22 protein-coding genes and 2 other annotated features (1 of these 24 cut by a window edge) are annotated in these 19,612 nt (G+C 37.4%); of the genes, 6 read left to right on the top strand and 16 right to left on the bottom strand.

The features are described from left to right. Window positions 1–40: a binding site (T-box leader), on the bottom strand; it reaches 210 nt to the left of the window's first position. Between the two features lie 33 nt (window positions 41–73). Then, window positions 74–327, bottom strand: a binding site (T-box leader). Between the two features lie 176 nt (window positions 328–503). After that, entirely contained in the window at window positions 504–1,787 is a 1,284-nt protein-coding gene (locus CHI06_RS15975) for an MFS transporter (RefSeq protein WP_095249620.1), read from the top strand. Window positions 1,788–1,830: 43 nt separating this feature from the next. On the opposite strand, the gene CHI06_RS30535 is transcribed toward CHI06_RS15975, so the two are convergent. From CHI06_RS30535 to CHI06_RS15960, 4 genes are all read right to left on the bottom strand, one after another. Continuing rightward, window positions 1,831–1,956 (bottom strand): hypothetical protein, encoded by a 126-nt coding sequence (locus CHI06_RS30535; RefSeq protein ID WP_257009329.1) that lies wholly within the window; start codon window positions 1,954–1,956, stop codon window positions 1,831–1,833. A 78-nt stretch (window positions 1,957–2,034) separates the two neighbouring features. After that, window positions 2,035–2,934, bottom strand: coding sequence for a 4Fe-4S binding protein (locus CHI06_RS15970; RefSeq protein ID WP_095249619.1), 900 nt, complete (start codon window positions 2,932–2,934; stop codon window positions 2,035–2,037). A gap of 28 nt (window positions 2,935–2,962) precedes the next feature. Further along, window positions 2,963–3,553 carry a DMSO/selenate family reductase complex B subunit gene (locus CHI06_RS15965; protein ID WP_306453819.1) on the bottom strand — a complete coding sequence of 197 codons (591 nt, stop codon included), beginning with the start codon at window positions 3,551–3,553 and terminating at the stop codon, window positions 2,963–2,965. Window positions 3,554–3,556: 3 nt separating this feature from the next. Next, complete coding sequence (locus CHI06_RS15960) at window positions 3,557–5,950, bottom strand: DMSO/selenate family reductase complex A subunit (protein ID WP_179292647.1); 2,394 nt, start codon at window positions 5,948–5,950, stop codon at window positions 3,557–3,559. Between the two features lie 258 nt (window positions 5,951–6,208). Here CHI06_RS15960 and CHI06_RS15955 point away from each other — a divergent pair, with 258 nt between their 5' ends. After that, window positions 6,209–6,502 (top strand): DUF6509 family protein, encoded by a 294-nt coding sequence (locus CHI06_RS15955; RefSeq protein WP_095249617.1) that lies wholly within the window; start codon window positions 6,209–6,211, stop codon window positions 6,500–6,502. 42 nt (window positions 6,503–6,544) lie between these two features. Here the strand turns inward: CHI06_RS15955 and CHI06_RS15950 are convergent, their stop codons facing one another. From CHI06_RS15950 to ku, 4 genes are all read right to left on the bottom strand, one after another. Next, the gene (locus CHI06_RS15950) at window positions 6,545–6,748 is read right to left on the bottom strand and encodes a cold-shock protein (RefSeq protein WP_179292646.1); all 204 of its coding nucleotides are present in this window, start codon (window positions 6,746–6,748) and stop codon (window positions 6,545–6,547) included. A 120-nt stretch (window positions 6,749–6,868) separates the two neighbouring features. Beyond that, window positions 6,869–7,069 (bottom strand): cold-shock protein, encoded by a 201-nt coding sequence (locus CHI06_RS15945; RefSeq protein WP_095249616.1) that lies wholly within the window; start codon window positions 7,067–7,069, stop codon window positions 6,869–6,871. 239 nt (window positions 7,070–7,308) lie between these two features. After that, window positions 7,309–8,271 (bottom strand): nucleoside hydrolase, encoded by a 963-nt coding sequence (locus tag CHI06_RS15940; protein WP_095249615.1) that lies wholly within the window; start codon window positions 8,269–8,271, stop codon window positions 7,309–7,311. A gap of 134 nt (window positions 8,272–8,405) precedes the next feature. Beyond that, complete coding sequence (gene ku / locus CHI06_RS15935) at window positions 8,406–9,326, bottom strand: non-homologous end joining protein Ku (protein ID WP_095249614.1); 921 nt, start codon at window positions 9,324–9,326, stop codon at window positions 8,406–8,408. Between the two features lie 129 nt (window positions 9,327–9,455). Here ku and CHI06_RS15930 point away from each other — a divergent pair, with 129 nt between their 5' ends. Next, entirely contained in the window at window positions 9,456–11,288 is a 1,833-nt protein-coding gene (locus CHI06_RS15930) for a DNA ligase D (RefSeq protein ID WP_095249631.1), read from the top strand. A 110-nt stretch (window positions 11,289–11,398) separates the two neighbouring features. On the opposite strand, the gene dapF is transcribed toward CHI06_RS15930, so the two are convergent. From dapF to CHI06_RS15900, 6 genes are all read right to left on the bottom strand, one after another. Then, entirely contained in the window at window positions 11,399–12,379 is a 981-nt protein-coding gene (dapF, locus tag CHI06_RS15925) for a diaminopimelate epimerase (protein WP_095249613.1), read from the bottom strand. 62 nt (window positions 12,380–12,441) lie between these two features. After that, window positions 12,442–13,227, bottom strand: a complete 786-nt coding sequence (locus CHI06_RS15920) for a hypothetical protein (protein WP_095249612.1) — start codon at window positions 13,225–13,227, stop codon at window positions 12,442–12,444. Window positions 13,228–13,376: 149 nt separating this feature from the next. Beyond that, window positions 13,377–14,156: an ABC transporter permease gene (locus tag CHI06_RS15915; protein ID WP_095249611.1), complete on the bottom strand. Its 780-nt coding sequence runs from the start codon at window positions 14,154–14,156 to the stop codon at window positions 13,377–13,379. After that, window positions 14,153–15,061: an ABC transporter ATP-binding protein gene (locus tag CHI06_RS15910; protein ID WP_095249610.1), complete on the bottom strand. Its 909-nt coding sequence runs from the start codon at window positions 15,059–15,061 to the stop codon at window positions 14,153–14,155. Before CHI06_RS15910 ends, CHI06_RS15915 begins: the two co-directional genes overlap by 4 nt. After that, window positions 15,061–15,261, bottom strand: a complete 201-nt coding sequence (locus CHI06_RS15905; RefSeq protein WP_095249609.1) for a PLD nuclease N-terminal domain-containing protein — start codon at window positions 15,259–15,261, stop codon at window positions 15,061–15,063. Before CHI06_RS15905 ends, CHI06_RS15910 begins: the two co-directional genes overlap by 1 nt. A gap of 102 nt (window positions 15,262–15,363) precedes the next feature. Beyond that, on the bottom strand, window positions 15,364–15,687 hold the full coding sequence (locus tag CHI06_RS15900) for a DUF4870 domain-containing protein (RefSeq protein ID WP_095249608.1): 324 nt from the start codon (window positions 15,685–15,687) through the stop codon (window positions 15,364–15,366). A gap of 171 nt (window positions 15,688–15,858) precedes the next feature. Here CHI06_RS15900 and CHI06_RS15895 point away from each other — a divergent pair, with 171 nt between their 5' ends. After that, on the top strand, window positions 15,859–16,986 hold the full coding sequence (locus tag CHI06_RS15895; RefSeq protein ID WP_095249607.1) for an amidohydrolase: 1,128 nt from the start codon (window positions 15,859–15,861) through the stop codon (window positions 16,984–16,986). Window positions 16,987–17,296: 310 nt separating this feature from the next. After that, complete coding sequence (locus CHI06_RS15890) at window positions 17,297–17,857, top strand: GNAT family N-acetyltransferase (RefSeq protein WP_095249606.1); 561 nt, start codon at window positions 17,297–17,299, stop codon at window positions 17,855–17,857. A gap of 51 nt (window positions 17,858–17,908) precedes the next feature. Here CHI06_RS15890 and CHI06_RS29795 read toward each other — a convergent pair whose 3' ends face one another. Together CHI06_RS29795 and CHI06_RS15885 are read right to left on the bottom strand one after the other, a co-directional pair. Further along, a complete protein-coding gene (locus CHI06_RS29795) occupies window positions 17,909–18,067 on the bottom strand; it encodes a hypothetical protein (protein ID WP_179292645.1) in 159 nt (52 codons plus the stop codon). 103 nt (window positions 18,068–18,170) lie between these two features. Beyond that, window positions 18,171–18,971, bottom strand: a complete 801-nt coding sequence (locus tag CHI06_RS15885; RefSeq protein WP_095249605.1) for an SDR family oxidoreductase — start codon at window positions 18,969–18,971, stop codon at window positions 18,171–18,173. A gap of 158 nt (window positions 18,972–19,129) precedes the next feature. Between CHI06_RS15885 and CHI06_RS15880 the strand changes: the two genes are divergently transcribed. Then, entirely contained in the window at window positions 19,130–19,594 is a 465-nt protein-coding gene (locus CHI06_RS15880; protein ID WP_095249604.1) for an Hsp20/alpha crystallin family protein, read from the top strand. Window positions 19,595–19,612 lie beyond the last annotated feature (18 nt).

Here is a 19,612-nt window from a genome sequence, read left to right as displayed (position 1 = left end):
AGATTGAAATAAGTGTACTACTCTTGTTCAACGATTTATTTATTTAATTAAAAACAAACAGGGCCCTCCATCCAAAAAGGACGGAAGACCCGTGGTGCCACCTTCATTAGCCAAAAAATCAGCTCACTTTACCGATATCAAAGCGCTTTACCGCTTGAATATCTGCCTCTTTTAACGATGAGGATTTCGCCAAAGCCTACTGACCCTATAGGAGGTTCGGTTTGGAGGCTCCGAAGTCCATTCACTCATACGTCTACACTGATTCACACCATCCATCAGCTCTCTAGAGAATCCGTAAAAGTTACTACTCTTCATCAATGCCCTTCGTATTGATTTTTATATTAAACCATTTCTAAACCTAATGTCAACATCAATTTTTAGAAAATTCAATTTAAAAATCATAATGCTATTCCATTTAAAGGATTACTATTTGATAGTTATTTTGAAATAAAGATGTCAATATTAACATTAGCACATCATGATGAAGGCGGGATAGAAGAAAAATGGATCACATTGAACAATTATGCCCAAGTTCAGAGGCTGTGAGAAACAAATCCTCCTCAGCTGGAAAAAAGAAAAAATCAGATGAAGTATCCAAACAAAAGTGGGCAATACTCTCACTTTCATCCATTCCGTTAGTAATGACATTAGGGAATTCCATGTTAATACCTGTGCTGCCCTCAATGGAAAAAAAATTATCGATTTCCTCGTTTCAAACGAGTATGGTTATTACTGTATATTCGATTGTTGCCATTTTCTTGATACCGGTCGCAGGCTACCTATCTGACCATATTGGCAGAAAAAGGGTAATCATTCCAAGTCTCATCATAGCTGGACTGGGAGGCTTACTATCCGGATGGGCTGCATGGAAACTGGACAATGCCTATTGGTTGATATTAGTGGGTCGAGCCCTTCAAGGGGTGGGAGCGGCAGGTGCTGCCCCAATTGTCCTTCCTTTAGTTGGCGATATGTTCAAAAATGATGATGATGTCAGCAGCTGTTTAGGTTTAATTGAAACATCTAATACCTTTGGAAAGGTTCTTAGCCCTATATTGGGAGCTGTTTTAGCAGGAGTTATCTGGTTTTTACCTTTCTTTTCATTTCCAGTGTTTTGTTTCATATCCGTTATCTTGGTAATGCTTTTAGTTAAGTGCCCGGAGCCATCAAAACCAATTCCCTTTAAACAATTTTTTATCAATGTAAAAAAGACCTTTACAGAGAAAGGTAAATGGTTATACGCTATCTTTTTTATTGGCGGAATCCTTATGTTAGTGCTTTTTGGTATATTATTTTACCTATCTGAAATCTTTGAAACGAAATATGGTATAAAGGATATTAAGAAAGGTTTATTATTGGCTTTACCACTTGGGGCACTTTGTTTATCTTCCTTTATTGCAGGCAAGGTAATCAAAAAAAATAAAGTCCTCATGAAATGGCTCACCTTCGGAGGGATTATTGCAGCAGCTTTATCCATTTTGGCCCTATGGTTCTCGATTAAGCTCTGGTTTATGATTAGCATGTTTTTAATAGCAGGGGTCGGAATCGGTATCGGACTTCCATGTTTGGATGCCTTAATTACTGAAGGAATTGAGAAGGAAGAGCGAGGAACGATCTCCTCCATTTACAGCTCGATGAGATTTATCGGAGTAGCAGCCGGCCCTCCGATTATTGCTTTGTTAATGAAAGTAGCTACTTACTGGATTTTCATTACACTCAGCGGACTCAGTATTATTGCGGCAATTGTTGCATTAATGGCTATAAAGCCCGGAACGAAAACTCAAAACTAAAAATAGCGCTGGGGCTTCCCCAGCGCCTATAATCTTTATTTTTTTATGTCTGAGGCTTCTCTTTCTTAGCCTTTTTGTTTTGAGGAGTCATTTCATTGGCAAACTCTGAGTTCGTTAAACTCTTTGCTGTTTGAAGACCAGATTTTGTCTTGATATTCCGTTTTGTCACATTCTCACCACCCTTTTTAATATGGCTTTAATTTGTCCAAATGGAGTAAAATCTATGATGGTGAGAATATGGTTTGTTCTAATAAGGACTTAACCAATCAGGGTCTCTATTCATACATACATGACATTTCTCAGTTTCCACCTTAAAGGTGAAAAAGGTATGACCACAGTTCTTACACGCCTTCTGATGGATGTTTCTTTGATCTTCACTTTTCCTCTTAATTTCTGGGACAATCTTAAGCGCATTTTCCGGGCAAACATCGGTACAGGACTTACAATCCACACATTTTTCACTTTCAATCATGAACTTACTGTCCTTAATATGAAATAGTTTTCCAGGACAAAGAGTAAAGCAAGCCTGGCAGAGTGTGCATTTTTCTATGTTTAACATGACACTGTAAAATTGATAATTAGGATAATATTTTGTTATTTTCCAGTCATCCTTCTTCATCTTCCATGAAGCGGGGGCCATCTTTTTTGCAAGTTGTTTTCCTTCTTTTTGAAGTGATCCAAATAAGGCTCTTCTTGATAGCACTTCTTCCGTTACCTTTTCGACCATAACAAATGGACTTTCATCAAGCAACTCTAATTGACTATTTGACTCGAATAACACTATTTCCCATTCTATACTTAATGGCTGAGGAGCTTTAATCGATGTCATTCCTCTTTTTTTATAAATGAGTAATTCTTTAATTGTTGGCACATAGTTCGAATCAAAAACGAGGCTCCCTTTGTCGAATGCCCGATTATTAACAATACCCTCTATTGCAGATAACGGGCAGGCGATTATACACTCACCACACATTGTACACTTATTTGTATCGATGAAGAGTTGATTTCGCTTTACTACAATTGCTTCATGCTCACATTTTTCCAGGCAAAAACCGCAAGTTGACTTCCGGTTCCGCTCTCTAACACATTTAGAGGTTACGATTATTTCTTGATGAAGGCTCTCTAACCAATTTACGAGGATTGACATCTTTTCACCAACTCATTAATTAAATTCTTTATACAAGCTTAGCGTTACGATGAGGCGTAATGACAATGTTTGGTTTCGTAATGGAAGGACTTGGCATCCCTTTAATTTGTCTAATTTTACCGTATTTTTTTCTCAGTTCTTCTATCGGTCCAAATTCAATTGCTCCTAATGGACATGTCGCGACACAAACAGGATCTTCCCCTTTTTCCTGGAGATCGATACAAAAATTACATTTGTTTGATTTAAACGTCTCTTTGTTATACTGTGGTCCACCATATGGACAAGCACTTACACATAACTGTGCTCCTGCACAAATTTCCTGATCTATTGTAACAACTCCATCCTCGTCCCGTTTTATTATCGCACCAGTAGGACAGTTTTTGAGGCATCCTGGCTGTTCACAATGGTTACAAGCAATCGAGAAATAGTACGACGTCACATTATGAACAATTCCGCCATTAGGCTGCTGAATATAAGCACCTTCTTCTTTTGTATAAACCCTGCGGCAGTTTATCCCTACTTCCGTATTATTTTTATCTTTACAAGCCACACTGCAAGCTTTACAGCCTTGGCAGATACTTTGATTGATATAAAACCCAATTTGCCCCAAAATAGTCACTCCTTACGCTTTTTTCACTTCAACAAGATTTGTTAATTGAGGATTTGATTTTGCTAGTGATGTCGGCCGCTGTGACGTCAACACGTTAACTGAACCCCTTTGGTCCGTACCCGCTTTGTCTGGTGTATACCAGGCACCTTGAGGAATACCAGCAACACCAGGAGTAATACGCGTTGTTACCTTGACATCAATCATCAAGCTGCCACGGTCATTAAAGACTTGAACTTTATCACCATCTTTGATCCCACGCTTCTCGGCATCTTTAGGATTCAACCACATTTCCTGCTTTGCTGCTTCCTCAAGCCAAGGCATATTATCATAGGTGGAATGACATCTACGCTTATAATGCCAACTGATAAGCTGTAAGGGATACTTTTCAATTAATGGATCTTCCGGCCCTTCCCATGAGGAAATATATTTGGCTATAGGTGGTATTTCCTCATGCTGGTTCATTTCCCAAAGAGTTTTAGAGAATAGTTCAATTTTTCCAGATGGTGTCTCAAAAGGGTAATTCTCGAGGTCTTCAATCTGTGCTTTGAAGCCCACGAGCGGTTCATCAAATTTAAAATGGTGGACACCTTTTTCGCGGAACTCTTCAAATGTCGGAAAGTTTGGATCGAGCTCTTCACGCGTTCGTTTAATACTTTCTTTTACTAAATCTAGAATCGTCATGCCCTCAGTAAATTGTTCCTTTACTCCTAACTTATCCGCCACCTCAGTAAACACATCATACTCATTTCGACATTCATAAAGAGGGTCAATTGTTTTATCACCAAAAACGACGTAATCTCCAAAGCACCACGGCACCCCTATATCATATCTTTCAAAAAAGGTTGTACCTGGCAAAACAATATCTGCATATCGAGCACTTGGAGTCATAAATAGATCACTGACACAGATGAATTCCACTTTACTTTCATCTTCTAAAAGACTTGTTGTTTTATTGATATCAGCATGCTGATTAACGAGCATATTTCCTGCCATATTAAAAATTAATTTAATATTCGTTGTTAATTTATCTGTTCCTTGAAGACCGTCAGCTTCAGTCATCTCGGTACCTTGTTCGACTGCCTTTGTCCAGAGAAAGCAAGGAATCGATGCCTTTACTGGATTTTCCACTTTAAAAGGATAAACAATATCCGCCCGGCTCCAGTAACCTGTTCCAGCTGCCCATCCGCCCAGCTTACCAACATTTCCAGTTAGACAGGCTAATTGAGCTCCTCCCCGCATAAATTGCTCACCATAGGCCTGACGTTGTGCTGCCCAGCCTTGTATAAGAGCTGCAGGTTTTATCGTCGCATAATTTCTAGCAACTTCACAAATTTTTTCTGCTGGCACTCCACATATCTTTTCTGCCCATTCAGGTGTTTTCGGTACTCCATCCTTTTCACCCAAAAGGTAACTTATTAGTGACTCTTCTTTACTTATACCTTCTGGCATATGGTCGCCATCAAACCCAACACAGTACTTATCGAGAAAGGCTTGATCATGTAATTTCTCCGTTACAATGACATATCCCATAGCATCCATCATTGCATTATCTGTTGTTGGCTTAATTGGTATCCACTCATCTGCAAATGCAATAGCTGTATCTGTATAACGTGGGTCAATCAGAATAATTTTTGCTCCATTTTTCTTTGCTCCCATTAGATACTCCCTATACGGAGTCGAGAATATCATTTCAGATGGATTTTGCCCCCAAAGGATAATGTATTTTGAATGTAATAGGGAATCAAAGCTGCTGCCTGAATTGTTCGTACCATACGTAAAAGGGGTCGCCACATTTCCTGCCCCTGAACTATAATCATTCCGATAATTTAAGTAACCGCCTGTTAGTGCTAATACTTTTCTAGCAGAGTTTCTCCCGCTATGAAGCCCCCAGCTTTGTCCAGAGGCGTAGTTAACATACCTTGACTCCGGACCATATGTATCTCCAATTCGTTTTATCTCGGAAGCAATCGTTTCAATCGCTTCCTCCCAAGAAATTCGTTCGAACTTTCCTTCGCCACGCCTGCCGACACGTTTCATTGGATACTTAAGACGATCTGGATGATACAATAAATTCCGATAGTTTCTTCCCCGAACACAGGCTCTAAGTGGCGGAATGGAAGGATCTCCGCTTTTCTGAGTGTCTGTTGCTACTCGAACTACCACTCCATCTTTTACATATGCTTTTATGACACAGCGGCCTCCACAGTTATTGATACTACAAGTGGAAACCACCTTATCCCAATCACTTGCACTTGCTACTTTTTCTTCCGTTTGCTGATCAATCAATAATTTTGTTCCTACGCCTCCGGCAATTACAGGAACTCCGATTGCGCCCGACCACTTCAAAAATGTCCTACGCTGCAGTTTATTAGCCAATAAATTCTTAACAGGACTGTCTTTAGACATTAATATATGCCTCCTCTTTCATTTATTGTGAAGTTATTCACAAATATATAACTCAGTTTTCACGAGGATTCTCCCTACGACTCCTTATAGCTCAATTTTACTTTATAGTTATTAAATAAATATTAAATTTTAGATAGTTCACATTTAATTCATAAAAATCATCCATATTTTGATAACAATTTATCGTCGAATGGTGTCATTTATTTCTAGTTCCTCTCGATATATGTATATAATAAAAAGGTAAATATTTTGTAAAGGATGATTTCATTGAATATTACTGGTCATACAGTTGAAAGACTTGTAGATCCTTTTGGTTTATTAAGCGGCGACCGCTATGAATTTTTTCTTGAACTGGAAATTGATGAAGAGGATGAACTCTTTTCAGATAAAGGAATTGGAATGAAGGTGCTTTTTGTAGTTGATGAGAAGGGGTCAAGAATATCTCATTATCATCTGTATGAAAGAGGAACCGAAAAGATCTTAGATTTTGCTCTTGAAGAGGATGAGGAATCTTTCGTGTTTGATTATTGTAAAGAAAATATTGTTTCATAAGAAAAAGCAGAGGAATATTCCCCTGCTTTTTCTTATGTTTATTTACATGAAATTTTTACTATGATTATGAATGACTTGTAGTTCTTTTGTTGATTGACTCATTTCACTTTTGCATATTGGACAGAGGGGCACTTCAGTGCTCTTAAAATTGTCACGAATCCAGCATTTACACTTTTCTGAATTACATTCCCAAATTTTAGTTTCTTCAAGCTTTACTTCTTCATCATTTCTTCTACCAAACGCCAAAATGATCACCCCTTGTACTTTTTGCAGAACTGTTTCTTTAATTTTTAGGAAAAATACATCTTTATAAAGATAAAAAGGTGATGCCTTATCACTGCACCACCTTTTTATTTTTCAAATGAATTAAATAGCTTTAACGTTAGAAGCTTGTGGTCCACGAGCGCCTTCAACGATTTCGAAAGAAACTGATTGACCTTCTTCTAATGTTTTGAAACCTTCAGATTGAATTGCAGAGAAGTGTACGAATACATCTTGCCCGCCATCAGCCTCGATAAATCCAAAACCTTTTTCTGCATTAAACCATTTTACTTTACCGTTATTCATGAAAAGTACCCCCAAAGATTTGTTTCACTTTTAGTTATAACCATTTAAAAAATCAAAAAGTCGCAAAGCACAACAGGGTAATAGACATCACCCACATTTCGTGCAGTTACGACTACTTAAACCAATAAATATTTACACGAACTTAAAAGCGTATCTTCATAATACCTTATATCTTTCTAAAAGTCAATAAAGTTAATAGTATAGCATACTAGCAAGCTACTATAAATAAATATTAAAAATTATTTTTTCCCAAAATCTCCTTGTAAAAAGACTTCCATAAAGTTTGTGACAAACTTTTGGATATCAGCCTCCATACCAATATAATCTAGGGTTTCAGGGGGTTCAGGATCTGGTTTTGGACGAAAATCAGCGATACTTTTTCCTTTTGCTTTACCAAATTCCTCTACTCTTACTCTTTTGGGAATATACCTGACAATTTCAGGATTGGTAATTGCCATTAATGGCAAAACATCATGAAATGGAGCACCTTTAATACCTGGTATGTTTTTTTGATAGGCCTTGAAATAATATTCAAATGCAGGTTTTAGTAATGGTCTAAAAGGAGTTGGGCTGTTTTCGCTAAGAAAATCAATAACATCTGGTGTAATAATAGCTTTATTCGTAACATTTAATGGATATAAATAAATATTATGTGCTTTTTCCATCACTATACTTGACGCAATGGAGTCGGAAAAGAAGTTGGCTTCTGCTTCTGCTGATATATTCCCCGGAACTAAGAAGGCACCTCCCATTATATAAAAGGCAGTTACATCTTTTAAAGCATTGTTCCCATATAGGATGAACATGAGTGCTAATTCTGTCAATCTGCCAACATTGACGATAATAAGATTGCCTTTGTATTCATTAATAATTTCGAGGATTTTATTAAAGTCATGAATTTCTACCTTTTGTAGGGAATCAAGCGGCTTGATTGGGCCAAGTCCCTCCGGTCCATGAATTTCAGGATAAAACTGAACATTCTCACCAGATAATGGTCCTGCTGCTCCAGCAATGATAGGAATATCTTCTCGCCCAGCTAAATCAATTAAATAAGCAGTATTTTTTACAGATTGTTCTTTTGGTGTATTTCCATATCCACTGACGATACCGACAATATTTATTTCAGGATTTAATAATGCATACATGATGGCAAAAGAATCATCAATTCCAGGGTCTGTAAACAAAAGCACATTATAAGCCATTCCCTCTCCCCCGTGCATCTGTAAATTTTAATTCTTCCATAATAATATGCCGAAAATTGGATTGAAAGTACTATCAGCTATAAGGCAAAATAATCAAAAAGAACCGACTCGAGTTCGTCGAATCGGTATTTTTGTTATGCTTCTTTTTTTACTTTTGGTGCAGCTTTTTTTCTTGGTGCCGCAGGCTTTTTGGCTATTGTTTCCTTCTTCGCTGCTGTTTCTTTCTTTACAGGTGTTTCTTTTTTTAATGCAGGTTCTTTCCTTCCAGCACTTTCACTCCTTGGCTTTGTCCTATCAATGGACGCCTGCAGGGCAGCCATTAGATCGGTAACATTGGAAGGTGTCTCTTTCGCGGTTGGTGTCACGGCTTCTTGTCCAGTACGTTTTGCTTCGATTAATTCAAGTAATGCCGTTCTATATTCATCTGTATATTTTTCAGGCTCAAATTCAGATGTTAATTGGTCAATTAGCATAATCGCTGTAACTAATTCTTTTTCTGTTACTTTATCTTCGGCTGGAACATTAGGAACATCAGCTGCACGGCGAACCTCATCTGGAAAATGGATCGTTTCCATTACCAATGTATTATCATATACACGAATAACTGCCATTTGCTCTTTTGATCGAATAATGATTTTTGCGATTCCCACTTTTTGTGATTCCTGAAGTGCTTTTCGGAGCAAAGAATAGGCTTTACTTCCACCTTCATTTGGGGACATATAATAACTCCGATCAAAATAAATAGGGTCAATTTCCTCCATTTTGACGAAATCAATGATTTCTACAGCCTTCTCTTCATTTTCCTTGCGGAGCTTTTCGATGTCCTCATGGTCAAGCACAACAAATTTACCTTTTGTATATTCGTATGCCTTTACGATGTCCTCAGGTTTTACTTCCTCTTCACATACCGTGCATATCTTTTCATATTTAATCGGAGCATGGCATTTATTATGCAGGGTCCGAAGTTTAATGTCTTTATCCTCAGTCGCCGTATGAAGCTTTATAGGTATATTCACCAGCCCAAAACTAATGCTGCCTTTCCACATCGTATGCATAGCGTCATTCTCCAATCTTTTTGTTATTATTTTTGCTTTTCTTTACCCACTCCATTCCTAAAAACAATTGGTAAAGGATGAATCGTTATGGTTTGTAACAAAATAAAGAAAAAGAAAGGAAATACACTAATGAAACCGATGCTGCCAACACTAACCTTTGATTTAACAATTCAACCTGATTGGCTGTACGAGGTTAAATATGATGGGTTTCGGGCTATTTTGAATTGGGATAAAAGCGGGATTACATTAACTAGCAGGAATAATAAGCCATTACTAGCACAGTTCCCGGAAATAAAGGAATACCTTGAATCTCACGAGGAGTTTTTTCAATCACACCTTCCCCTTCGCCTTGATGGTGAACTTGTATTTCTGGAAAGTCCCTATAAGGCAAACTTTTCTACCATCCAGGTTCGCGGTAGAATGAAAGCAACTAAAAAAATTGCTGAACAAGCTGTTAAATCACCTTGTCGCTTAATGGTCTTCGATATCCTTGTATTGGCCGGGAAAGCTATGCATTCGAAGCCGTTTGACAAACGGAAGGATGAGCTTTTTAACCTATTCAAACAACTTAGTCTTCCAATAGAAGCAGATCCATATAGTGATCATTTAATTCAGTTTGTAGAGGCACATACGGAGTTTAATAAGATATGGGAAAATGTAGTATTACAGGATGGGGAAGGAATTATTGCTAAGCATAAAAATAGTCTTTGGGAGGAAGGAAAAAGGTCTTTACAATGGTTAAAATATAAAAACTGGAAATACGTCTCCTGTTTTATTACTTCCTTCGAAAAAACAAATGGATACTTTTATGTAGGAGTTTATAAAGAAGGGGAAATTCATGGAATTGGTCAAGTGCTTTTTGGTCTTAAGCCGGATGAAAAATCAGCACTTCAAAGTACCATCAAGCAAAATATGGTTCGTGAGGACAGTCAATTTATCTATGTTGACCCGGCTATTTGTTTAGAGGTTAAATATCTTGAGCTTTATGATAACCAGCTGCGCGAGCCTCATTTTCATACCTTCCGCTTTGATTTAAAACCGAAAGAATGTACATATGAACAATTTATTTTTAAACAAAAAAACTTACCTGAGGATTTGGATATTACTCATCCTGATAAGCCTCTATGGAAAAATCATGATATACAAAAGGCAGACTTTATTCTGTACTTAAGAGAAATTTCTCCTTATATGCTGCCTTTTTTAGAAAATAGGATTTTGACGGTTATTCGTTACCCTCATGGGATGTTCGGTGATCCTTTTTATCAAAAGAATTGTCCGGATTATGCCCCGAATTTTGTGCAGACACATCAGGCTGAAGGAATCGACTATATCGTTTGTAACAATTTAAAAACATTGATTTGGCTGGGAAATCAGCTGGCGATTGAATTCCATATCCCTTTTCAGACCATTCACAGTAAGGGAGCTAGTGAAATTGTCTTTGACTTAGATCCTCCCTCAAAGGACGAATTTCATTTGGCGGTAAAAGCAGCTTTGTTAATCAAAGAAGTCCTTGACCAATTAAATCTCATTGGATATGTAAAGACATCAGGAAATAAAGGATTACAAATCTATCTGCCGCTCCCTGAGAATGTATATTCCTTTGAAGATACACGTCTATTCACGAGCTTTATCGCCGATTATTTAATTTCCAAGGATCCTGATTCGTTTACCATCGAACGTATGAAAAAAAATCGTGGAAACAGGCTTTACGTTGATTATGTGCAGCATAGTGAAGGGAAAACGATTGTGGCCCCATATTCCATGAGGGGAAATGAACATGCCGGGGTTGCCACACCGCTCTATTGGGAAGAAGTGAGTGATAAACTAAATCCTATCCACTTTACGATGGAAAAGGCTTTGAATCGTATTCGAAAACAAGGCGACCCGTTTAAAAATTACTTTCAAACAAAATCTCTTCAGGCATTTGAACCCGTGTTAGAAGTATTAAAAGCTAAGAAATAAATATCATAGTGACCGTTTCTTTGTTTCAAATCTTGCTAAAAATCACTCCAAATTACCTATGTAGACAAAAAAGTTAAGGGCACATAAAATTCTATGTGCCCTTAACTTTTTTACAATCCAGCAATCTTTAGAAAAGCTTGAGCTTCTGCCTGTAGTTTTTCGTAGGTTTGCTGTTCAGCAAAACTTTCCTTCGAACTAACTTCAAAGGTTTTAAGACCCCATTCCACTTCTACCTTTGCTTGGTATAAGTATGTTGCATTTCCGATCAAATCAATATAATAATTCTCATCATTTTCATGAACCACACATTGTACTTTACCGCCATTATTATAAACATTTATGATTTCATCCACATTATTAATGCCTTGTAGGCAAGTGACTAAAGACGATGCTGACATTGCTGTACCACAAGCATTTGTAAAGCCTACCCCGCGTTCAAAAGTATTTACATAAATACTTTCCTCATCCAAAGATTTAACAAAGCTGACGTTGACTCCGTCAGGGAATAACTCATTTGGATTATTTACCTTCTCACTTATCTCTTTTTGCACTCCGGATGTCAATTGCTCTGTTTCCACAATCGAGATTAAATGTGGATTCGGCACCGCAAGCGCAGAAAATGTTAACTCCTGTGACAGCTCTGGGATATTTTCATTTATTAAGTTTGGTTCATTTAGATTCAATGGTAAATCACCCAGACGGAACGAAACGGGTGAAATTTCTACTTGGTAGGTGGTCACATTGGGATAGATATCTGCTTGCTTACTCACCTTTAAATCAGCCTTCATCGTTTCAATAACCGCTACACTTAGCCCCCGCATTTCACAAATATATCTGGCAACCAACCGAAGGCCGTTTCCACACATCGATGCCTCTGAACCGTCAGTGTTAAATACCCTCATTCTTCCATCAGCACGATTGCTTTTCATAATAAAAAGAATACCATCTGCACCTAATTCTGAATTCCGATCACATAACAAAGTGGCAAGCTCTGCCCTTTCGTCTTCTGAGAAGGAATAAGAATTCGTTATTTCATCAATTAAGAGAAAATCATTTCCTGAACCATGACCTTTAATTAAATCAATCTGCACCACAAATACCTCCGCCATTTTTTAACTTATTCTATCAAATAATTGGCGAGAATAACACTGCCTTACCTCTCAATAAAATATTCATTTATCAAAAAGGACATCCTTAAAAGCTTGTCCTTTTCTGTTAAGTTCTCTGAAAGTGAAAGAACGGGAGTATTAGGTTCCGGGAATACACTACTCCATTCAACAGGCATCCACCCCCGTCTCAGCCGTCCGACTTGCTGCCTTGATTGACTGTAAACACGTTCATCCATATAATATGCAGAACCTTCAACTACGCCAATAAAATGACCATTCTCATCCATCATTTCTATCTTACTTTTCAACAAAGATAGTTTTTCCTTTTCATAGCAGCCTACAAAGTTCATATTTCGATCATAAACCTCAATGACTATTCTCTTTAACTGCTTTATTTTATAAATTCCAACAATCTGGTCTAGATTATTATAAAGCGCATAAATCCTAGGTTTTCTAAACAAGAATAACCCTTTTTGCTTATATTTTTTAATCATTCCTGCCCGGTGTCCATCAGGAAAAAAGAGATGTAAACAGGGCTGTTGGTGGTTCATGAAAACAACAACAAGGTGTCTTGCTTCAAAAATATTTTGAAATTTGCTTTGAAGTTGCGTCATATTACGCTCGATTGACACAGATTGTCTCACCCTAAAAAGATAGATTTGAAAACTAATAAGGCTGTAAACAATAAAAGGTATCATTAAAATCATAATCTGCTTATTTTGAAAATAATATAGATTCCCAACACCAATGATGATTGCAGGAACGAGCGCTGCTATGCTGCCATTTAAGGTAATATTGGCACTGCCACGGTAATATTCATGTATTTTCATCTAGAAAACTCCTTATCTGCCTCTCTTATATTTATTCTATTAAACGTGAACAAAAAAAATGATAGGAGTTTTTTCGTTAAATTAGTAGAAAAAAAGAAGCCATTTAATGACCTCTTCATGAAAATTGCTATATTCCAACCAAAATGGTCTTAAGAGGCTAGCTCTTTTTTCTTAAATAGGAACACACTTAACCATAATAGGATAACAATAAGGAGGATGCCTATTAAACTAGCTGGTAGTGTATCATCGGGAAGTTTCCCTGTAGTTAGCAAAGCACTTGTATAACTAGTTAACTGGGAAGGGCTCCACTCTAGTAAGAGAGAGAGTGCCCCGCTAATAATACTCACCACCAGTGCCAGTGCCAGCGATATGAAGCCTGCCATCCCTGGAGACAAGAGAGCTGAACTAAAAAATATGGTAATAGTTAATATGACAGTCAACCACAACCCATATAAAACAAACGATTGGAAAAATTCCCCGAATGCCACCCACTCAAATAACTGACCAGTATAATACCATGTTGATAGATACCCTATAAATAAAGAAAACCATACCAACAAAAGACTGCCCGCCCATTTAGAAGTAATATAAGACAGATAGGAGACCGGTTTTACTAAAATCATGGCTGCCACCCCACTTTTTCGTTCACCGGCAATCACACCCATAGTACCTAGAACAATGATTAATACCCCAAGTGTAGAGTATTGGTTGAGCCCGGAAGCTAAAACGGCTCCAGCCGTTGGAGGTGGTATATCAATAACCGCCCCTTCTGGCAATCCGCCAAAGGATTTGATAATTTGTGGTAAATAATAACTCGTCACCGGCTCTTTTACGCCTAATAAGATAAAGGTAATTGGTACCCAAATCCATTTAAAATTCCTCCACATTTCAAGAATCTCTTTTTGAAAAAGTGTCATCCACTGGCTCATTTTCCCACCACCTTCATAAATACATCCTCAAGGGTCATACTGCTCATTTCAAATTTATCCAATGGCCAATCTTTTTCAAAAGTCAGCTTTAAAAACTCTTTCCTGGCTAGCTCAATATTCGTAACAAATACACTAATTCGATTTCCATCTACCAAAATTGATTTAGTTAAGGAATGGTTTTTAAGAGTGCTCTCCATCTCCCCCGTTTTCTTTCGGAAGATCAAGTCGATTTTTGCCTGTTGATGCCGCTCACGCAATCTCACCATTGTCCCAGACTCAACAATTTCTCCATTATGTAGAAATAATATTTCATCACATACTTCCTCAGCATCATTCAGAATATGAGTAGAGAATAGTATTGTGGTCTCCTTCTTCAATCCCTCTAGAAGCTCGAGTACTTCTCTTCTTCCAAAAGGATCTAATGCAGAAACTGGTTCATCCAGCATAACTAACTGCGGACGGTGAATGATAGCCTGTGCAATACCGAGCCTTTGTTTCATCCCGCCAGAATATTTACCTACTCTTCTATTTTTCGCATCGCTTATTCCAACAAGTTCAACCAGCTCCAAGGATCGTTCCTTTGCTTCTTTACTTGTTAATCCTGCAAGTTTTCCCACATATTGAAGAAACTCCAATCCTGACATCCAGTCATAAAAAACCGGAAATTGTGGCAAATAGCCAATTAAATGGCGAATATCTCCATCCTTTTTAGCATCACTAAAGGTAATTGACCCTTCCGTAGGTTTCATCAAACCCGAAAGCATCCGCAGCGTTGTCGTTTTACCTGCCCCATTTGGACCTAAAAGGGCAATACACTTGCCCTTTTCTAGCTTAAAGTCAAGCCCCTTTATAACCTCATGACCTTGAAAACTCTTTTTTAGCCCATGAATTTGGATGAGTGTCATTAATCATTTCTCCTTCCAATCACAAAATAGAGGATTGGCCCAATAATATTTACAAACACAATAATAAATACCCAAAGAAGCTTCGGACCATTTGTTTTATCAATTCGGGATAAGTCTACAAGTGATACGATTAATAAAATAAGTTGGATAATAAAGAGCGGCGCGATCAATCCCCAGTTAATCCCTTCTAAAAAATCCAAACTAATTCCCCCTTCTTTTCCTTTGTATAAAGATATGACGTTTGAACTATAAAAACGTTCAAAACCCAGCAAATTTTTTTTTGCTGGGTTAGCTGGTCTATATTATTTAATTACTCTAAAGACTAATGGGAATCGATATTCATTTCCTTCATAAGCTTTTACTGCAGCGATGATAGTAAATACGAGGGCCATAATTCCCAAAATCCATAATAGGAAAATTCCAACGATAAGGAATACTAAGATTCCGGATATTACTGAATACACAGTGTAAGAAATGAAAAAGTTAAAATATTCTCTTCCATGATAATTGATAAATGATGACTCATCCTTTTTTAATAACCATATAACAAGTGGACCTATAATTGGGAAAAAAAGACTAACAACATAGAGAATAGCCGCAAGCATTCTTTCTTCACTTTTTACCATTTCATGATTCCCCCAACGGAAAAATTTTTTCTATCTTTCTCTAATACTTACGCTAATACCAGGAAAAGGTTTCGTAATTTTTTTAAAAATCACTTACTTTCCACTATCACTTCAACAGAACTGTTGATAAAATAGTAAAAATACTATTTTAAGTGTGGGAAAGGTTAAATTATCATGAAAATACTTCTAAAAAATGCGATGGTCTATCCCATCACATCCCAGCCAATTCAAAACGGGGATGTCTTGGTTGAGAACGGAAAAATAATAAAAGTAGGAAAATATCTTCCTGTTGATACAAATGTCAAAATCATTGAATGTAATAACCATTATCTTTTTCCCGGGTTTATTGATGTTCATACCCATTTAGGTTTATATGATGAAGGAACTGGATGGGCTGGTAATGATGCAAATGAGACGGCTGAAGCCATGACACCGCATATACGAGCCATTGATGGTGTCTATCCATTAGATCCCGCCTTTACCGATGCAATTAAAAGCGGCATCACAACTGCACATGTCATGCCTGGCAGTGCCAATGTCATTGGAGGAACCACATCTGTCATTAAAACGACGGGTAAAAATGTTAAAAAAATGATCATCCAGGAAATTGCAGGTCTAAAGCTTGCGCTGGGGGAAAATCCGAAAAGAATTCATAGTCAGGGAAATAATGACTCCATTACAAGAATGGGAATCATGGGAATGCTCAGGGAAGCTTTTTATAAAGCAATCCATACAGATACCCCTGATGATTTAAGAGTAGCTCCACTCGTTATGGCTTTAAAAAGAGAAATTCCTGTCAGAATTCATGCACATCGTGCTGATGATATTATTACCGCATTACGTCTTGCAGAGGAATTCAATCTAGATTTAAGAATTGAGCATTGTACTGAAGGACATTTGATTGCCAATGAGTTATCTGGAATCAATTTAAAAGTTTCTGTCGGACCAACCTTAACCAGAAGATCAAAAATTGAACTGAAAAACAAGACTTGGAAAACCTATCAAGAGCTTACTAATAACGGTGTCGAAGTCTCGATAACAACCGATCATCCTTATACCCCAATTCAATATTTAAATATATGTGCGGGCATAGCCGTGCGCGAGGGTCTTTCCGAGCAAAAGGCACTTGAGGGAATCACGATACTTCCAGCGAGGAACCTAAGGTTAGACACTCATTTGGGAAGCATAGATGTGGGAAAAGAAGCTGATTTAGTGCTATGGAGTCACCATCCGTTTCATTATTTAGCAAAACCAAAATGGACGATGATTGGCGGTGAAATCGTTTTCTCAGAAGAGTAGAAATATGTTGAAATTTGCCAATAAATAATCTCAAAAAAACAACAAAAAACCTATTTATTTTTTTTATTTTTTCTTGTATGATACTTTAAGTGAGACCGAAAAAGGCCTAAAAATCTGGGGGGTAAATCACATTATTTTTCATCATCAAAAAAAATGAAATAGGGAAGGCAAATGGTGCGCCACCAGTAATACCTGGTTCTAGTGGGTTCGATTCCCACCCCGAAATTTTTTAGTTTATCTGAATAAAAAATTTCGTGGGTGGGCCGCTTCTTTAGACATGGGATCGGATTGCCCAATGGAGGGAAATTCAATGCTTAAGAAACGAGATCTTCATGACAGCCATGTATTATTTGAACTAATGTCGCATCCAGATGTCTTTCCTTTTGTGCGTCAAAAATGTGCTTCTTATGAAGAATTTATCTTTATGACAAAACAAACAATAGAAGCGGAAGAGCGCGGTGAATTGATTTCACGGACGATTCTAGATGAATGGGGTAACCCAATCGGAACCATTAATCTATTTGATATTGAAGATAATGCAGGGTTTTTAGGCACTTGGCTTGGTAAGCCTTACCATGGAAAAGGCTATAACAGCCCAGCAAAGGATGCTTTTTTCCAAGAGGTTTTTTATAATATGGGAATAGAAACCATTTTTATGAGGATTCGTAAGGTAAATATCAGGTCTATTAAGGCTGCCGAAAAACTCCCTTATGTTGTTAAAGCCAATGAAACTAGAAAATCACTTTATGAGCAGTTGAATGCTAATGGTGATGTGTACGATTTATATGAAATTCCAAAAGACCAATACTCCTTCTATCTCATGAGAAATGTTGCTGTACAAGAAGAACCTTCTCATTTGTTAGAAGCATAAAAGCAATCGGCATAGGCCGATTGCTTTTTTTGATCTCATAAAGTATTTTTATTAATCCGTTACATCTTGTTCTATTGATAAATTAATCTCACTTATACCCATGTGGAGCAAAAATTCTTCTAGTTCCTCATTCGTTAATGTTTCAAAACGACCATCATGAAAAAATACTTGAGTTTGATTTGGATTAATTCTATTCATGTTAAAACTCATTTTATTTTGCTCCTTTCATAGATGTGCTACATCTATTATCCACAAAAGGAATACAATTTATGCCACAAAATCGAATAGTTCAAAAATTGTAAAAAGGAAAGACTTATAACGTTTCCTTCGTTTGTTGAGGTGTTTTTACTTGATAATAGGCCTTCCCGAGTACATCCATTCCTCCTGTAACAGGAATAATACACCCAGTAATGAAGTCAGATTTCTCTTCGAGCAGGAAGGAAATTACTCTCGATATATCCTCCCCCGTTCCTTGGCGTCCAACTGGAACGTTTTCACTTAAGATGGAGTCTTCAATATCTTTCTCCTTCCATTGAGAGATGATATCCCCTGGGCAAACCATATTAGCGGTAATTCCAAAGTTCGCTTCCTCAATGGCAATGGTTCTAGTGAGTGATGCCAGTGCTGTCTTTGCAGCACTAAATGCCGATCGGTAAATCCAGCCTGGAGCTGTTTCCACTCTATCAAAACCCATTGTAATAATTCTTCCCCAGTGCTGCTTTCGCATAATTGGAATGATTACTTTGGATAAATAGAAAACTGCATTTAAATTGCCATTTATTAAATAATTCCATTCATCGATTGAATACTCCGTCATTTTCTTTCTCTCACGTACATATGGTCCTGCATTATGAATGACAACATCAATTGAGGAAAATTCCGACAAGACTTTTTCAACAATGTGCGTACAATCCGATTGATTTGCCACATCACCTTGAATGCAAATGATTTTATTCCCGAAATTCTTTTCAAGCTCTTGTGATAAAAGAAAAGCTTCTTTTTTACTGTTTCGATAGTTAATCGCCAGCTGATAACCTTGTTCGGCAAGCTGCCAAGCAGTTTTTCCCCCTAGACCTGTAGCTCCCCCAGTAATTAAAGCCGTTTTTTTCTTCACGCGCCATTACCTCTCAATATAGTTTTTCTATACTATATGACTGACATGCATGTTTTATATGCGAATATAAATGTTTCTGTTTATAACGCATAGCATCTTTATTGCATAGTATATGGTAGCAATGCCCAGTGAGAGTATACAGAAAGGGTGGGGAAATTATGTTTCCGTGGAATTTATTTCCTTTTAATAAAGACATGAAGAATAAGCTTCAGCATATGAAACCAGATGAAATCGACCAATTTATTAAAGGCATTATGGGAAATGTAATGCCCTCTCAATCGGGTGGTGCCATAAATCCTCAAGACGTTGTGAATCATTTCAAATCCCATCCCACTCAGCAGGGTAATACATTAAACTCTTCAGCCTTTGAAACGCATGATTCCGTATTTGTTAGAATACCAATTAAGGATGAATCACTCCTTAAAGATTTGCGGATTTATCATACTGCGAATCAGCTAATGGTGGAACATATACCTGAGCGAGATGCTAAACATTCCATCACGCTTCCGGCAATGGTAAAAAAGAAGGGATCCACTGCTAAATATAAAGATGGAATACTTGAAATAAAATTAATAAAAGCATATGACATTCAATATTCGCAAATCGATGTTACAGAGATATAGAAAAAAGACAGCAATTAT

This window comes from Bacillus sp. 7884-1, assembly GCF_002272245.1.
Lineage (GTDB): Bacteria > Bacillota > Bacilli > Bacillales > Cytobacillaceae > Neobacillus.
This window is presented reverse-complemented; position numbering and strand designations above follow the sequence as displayed.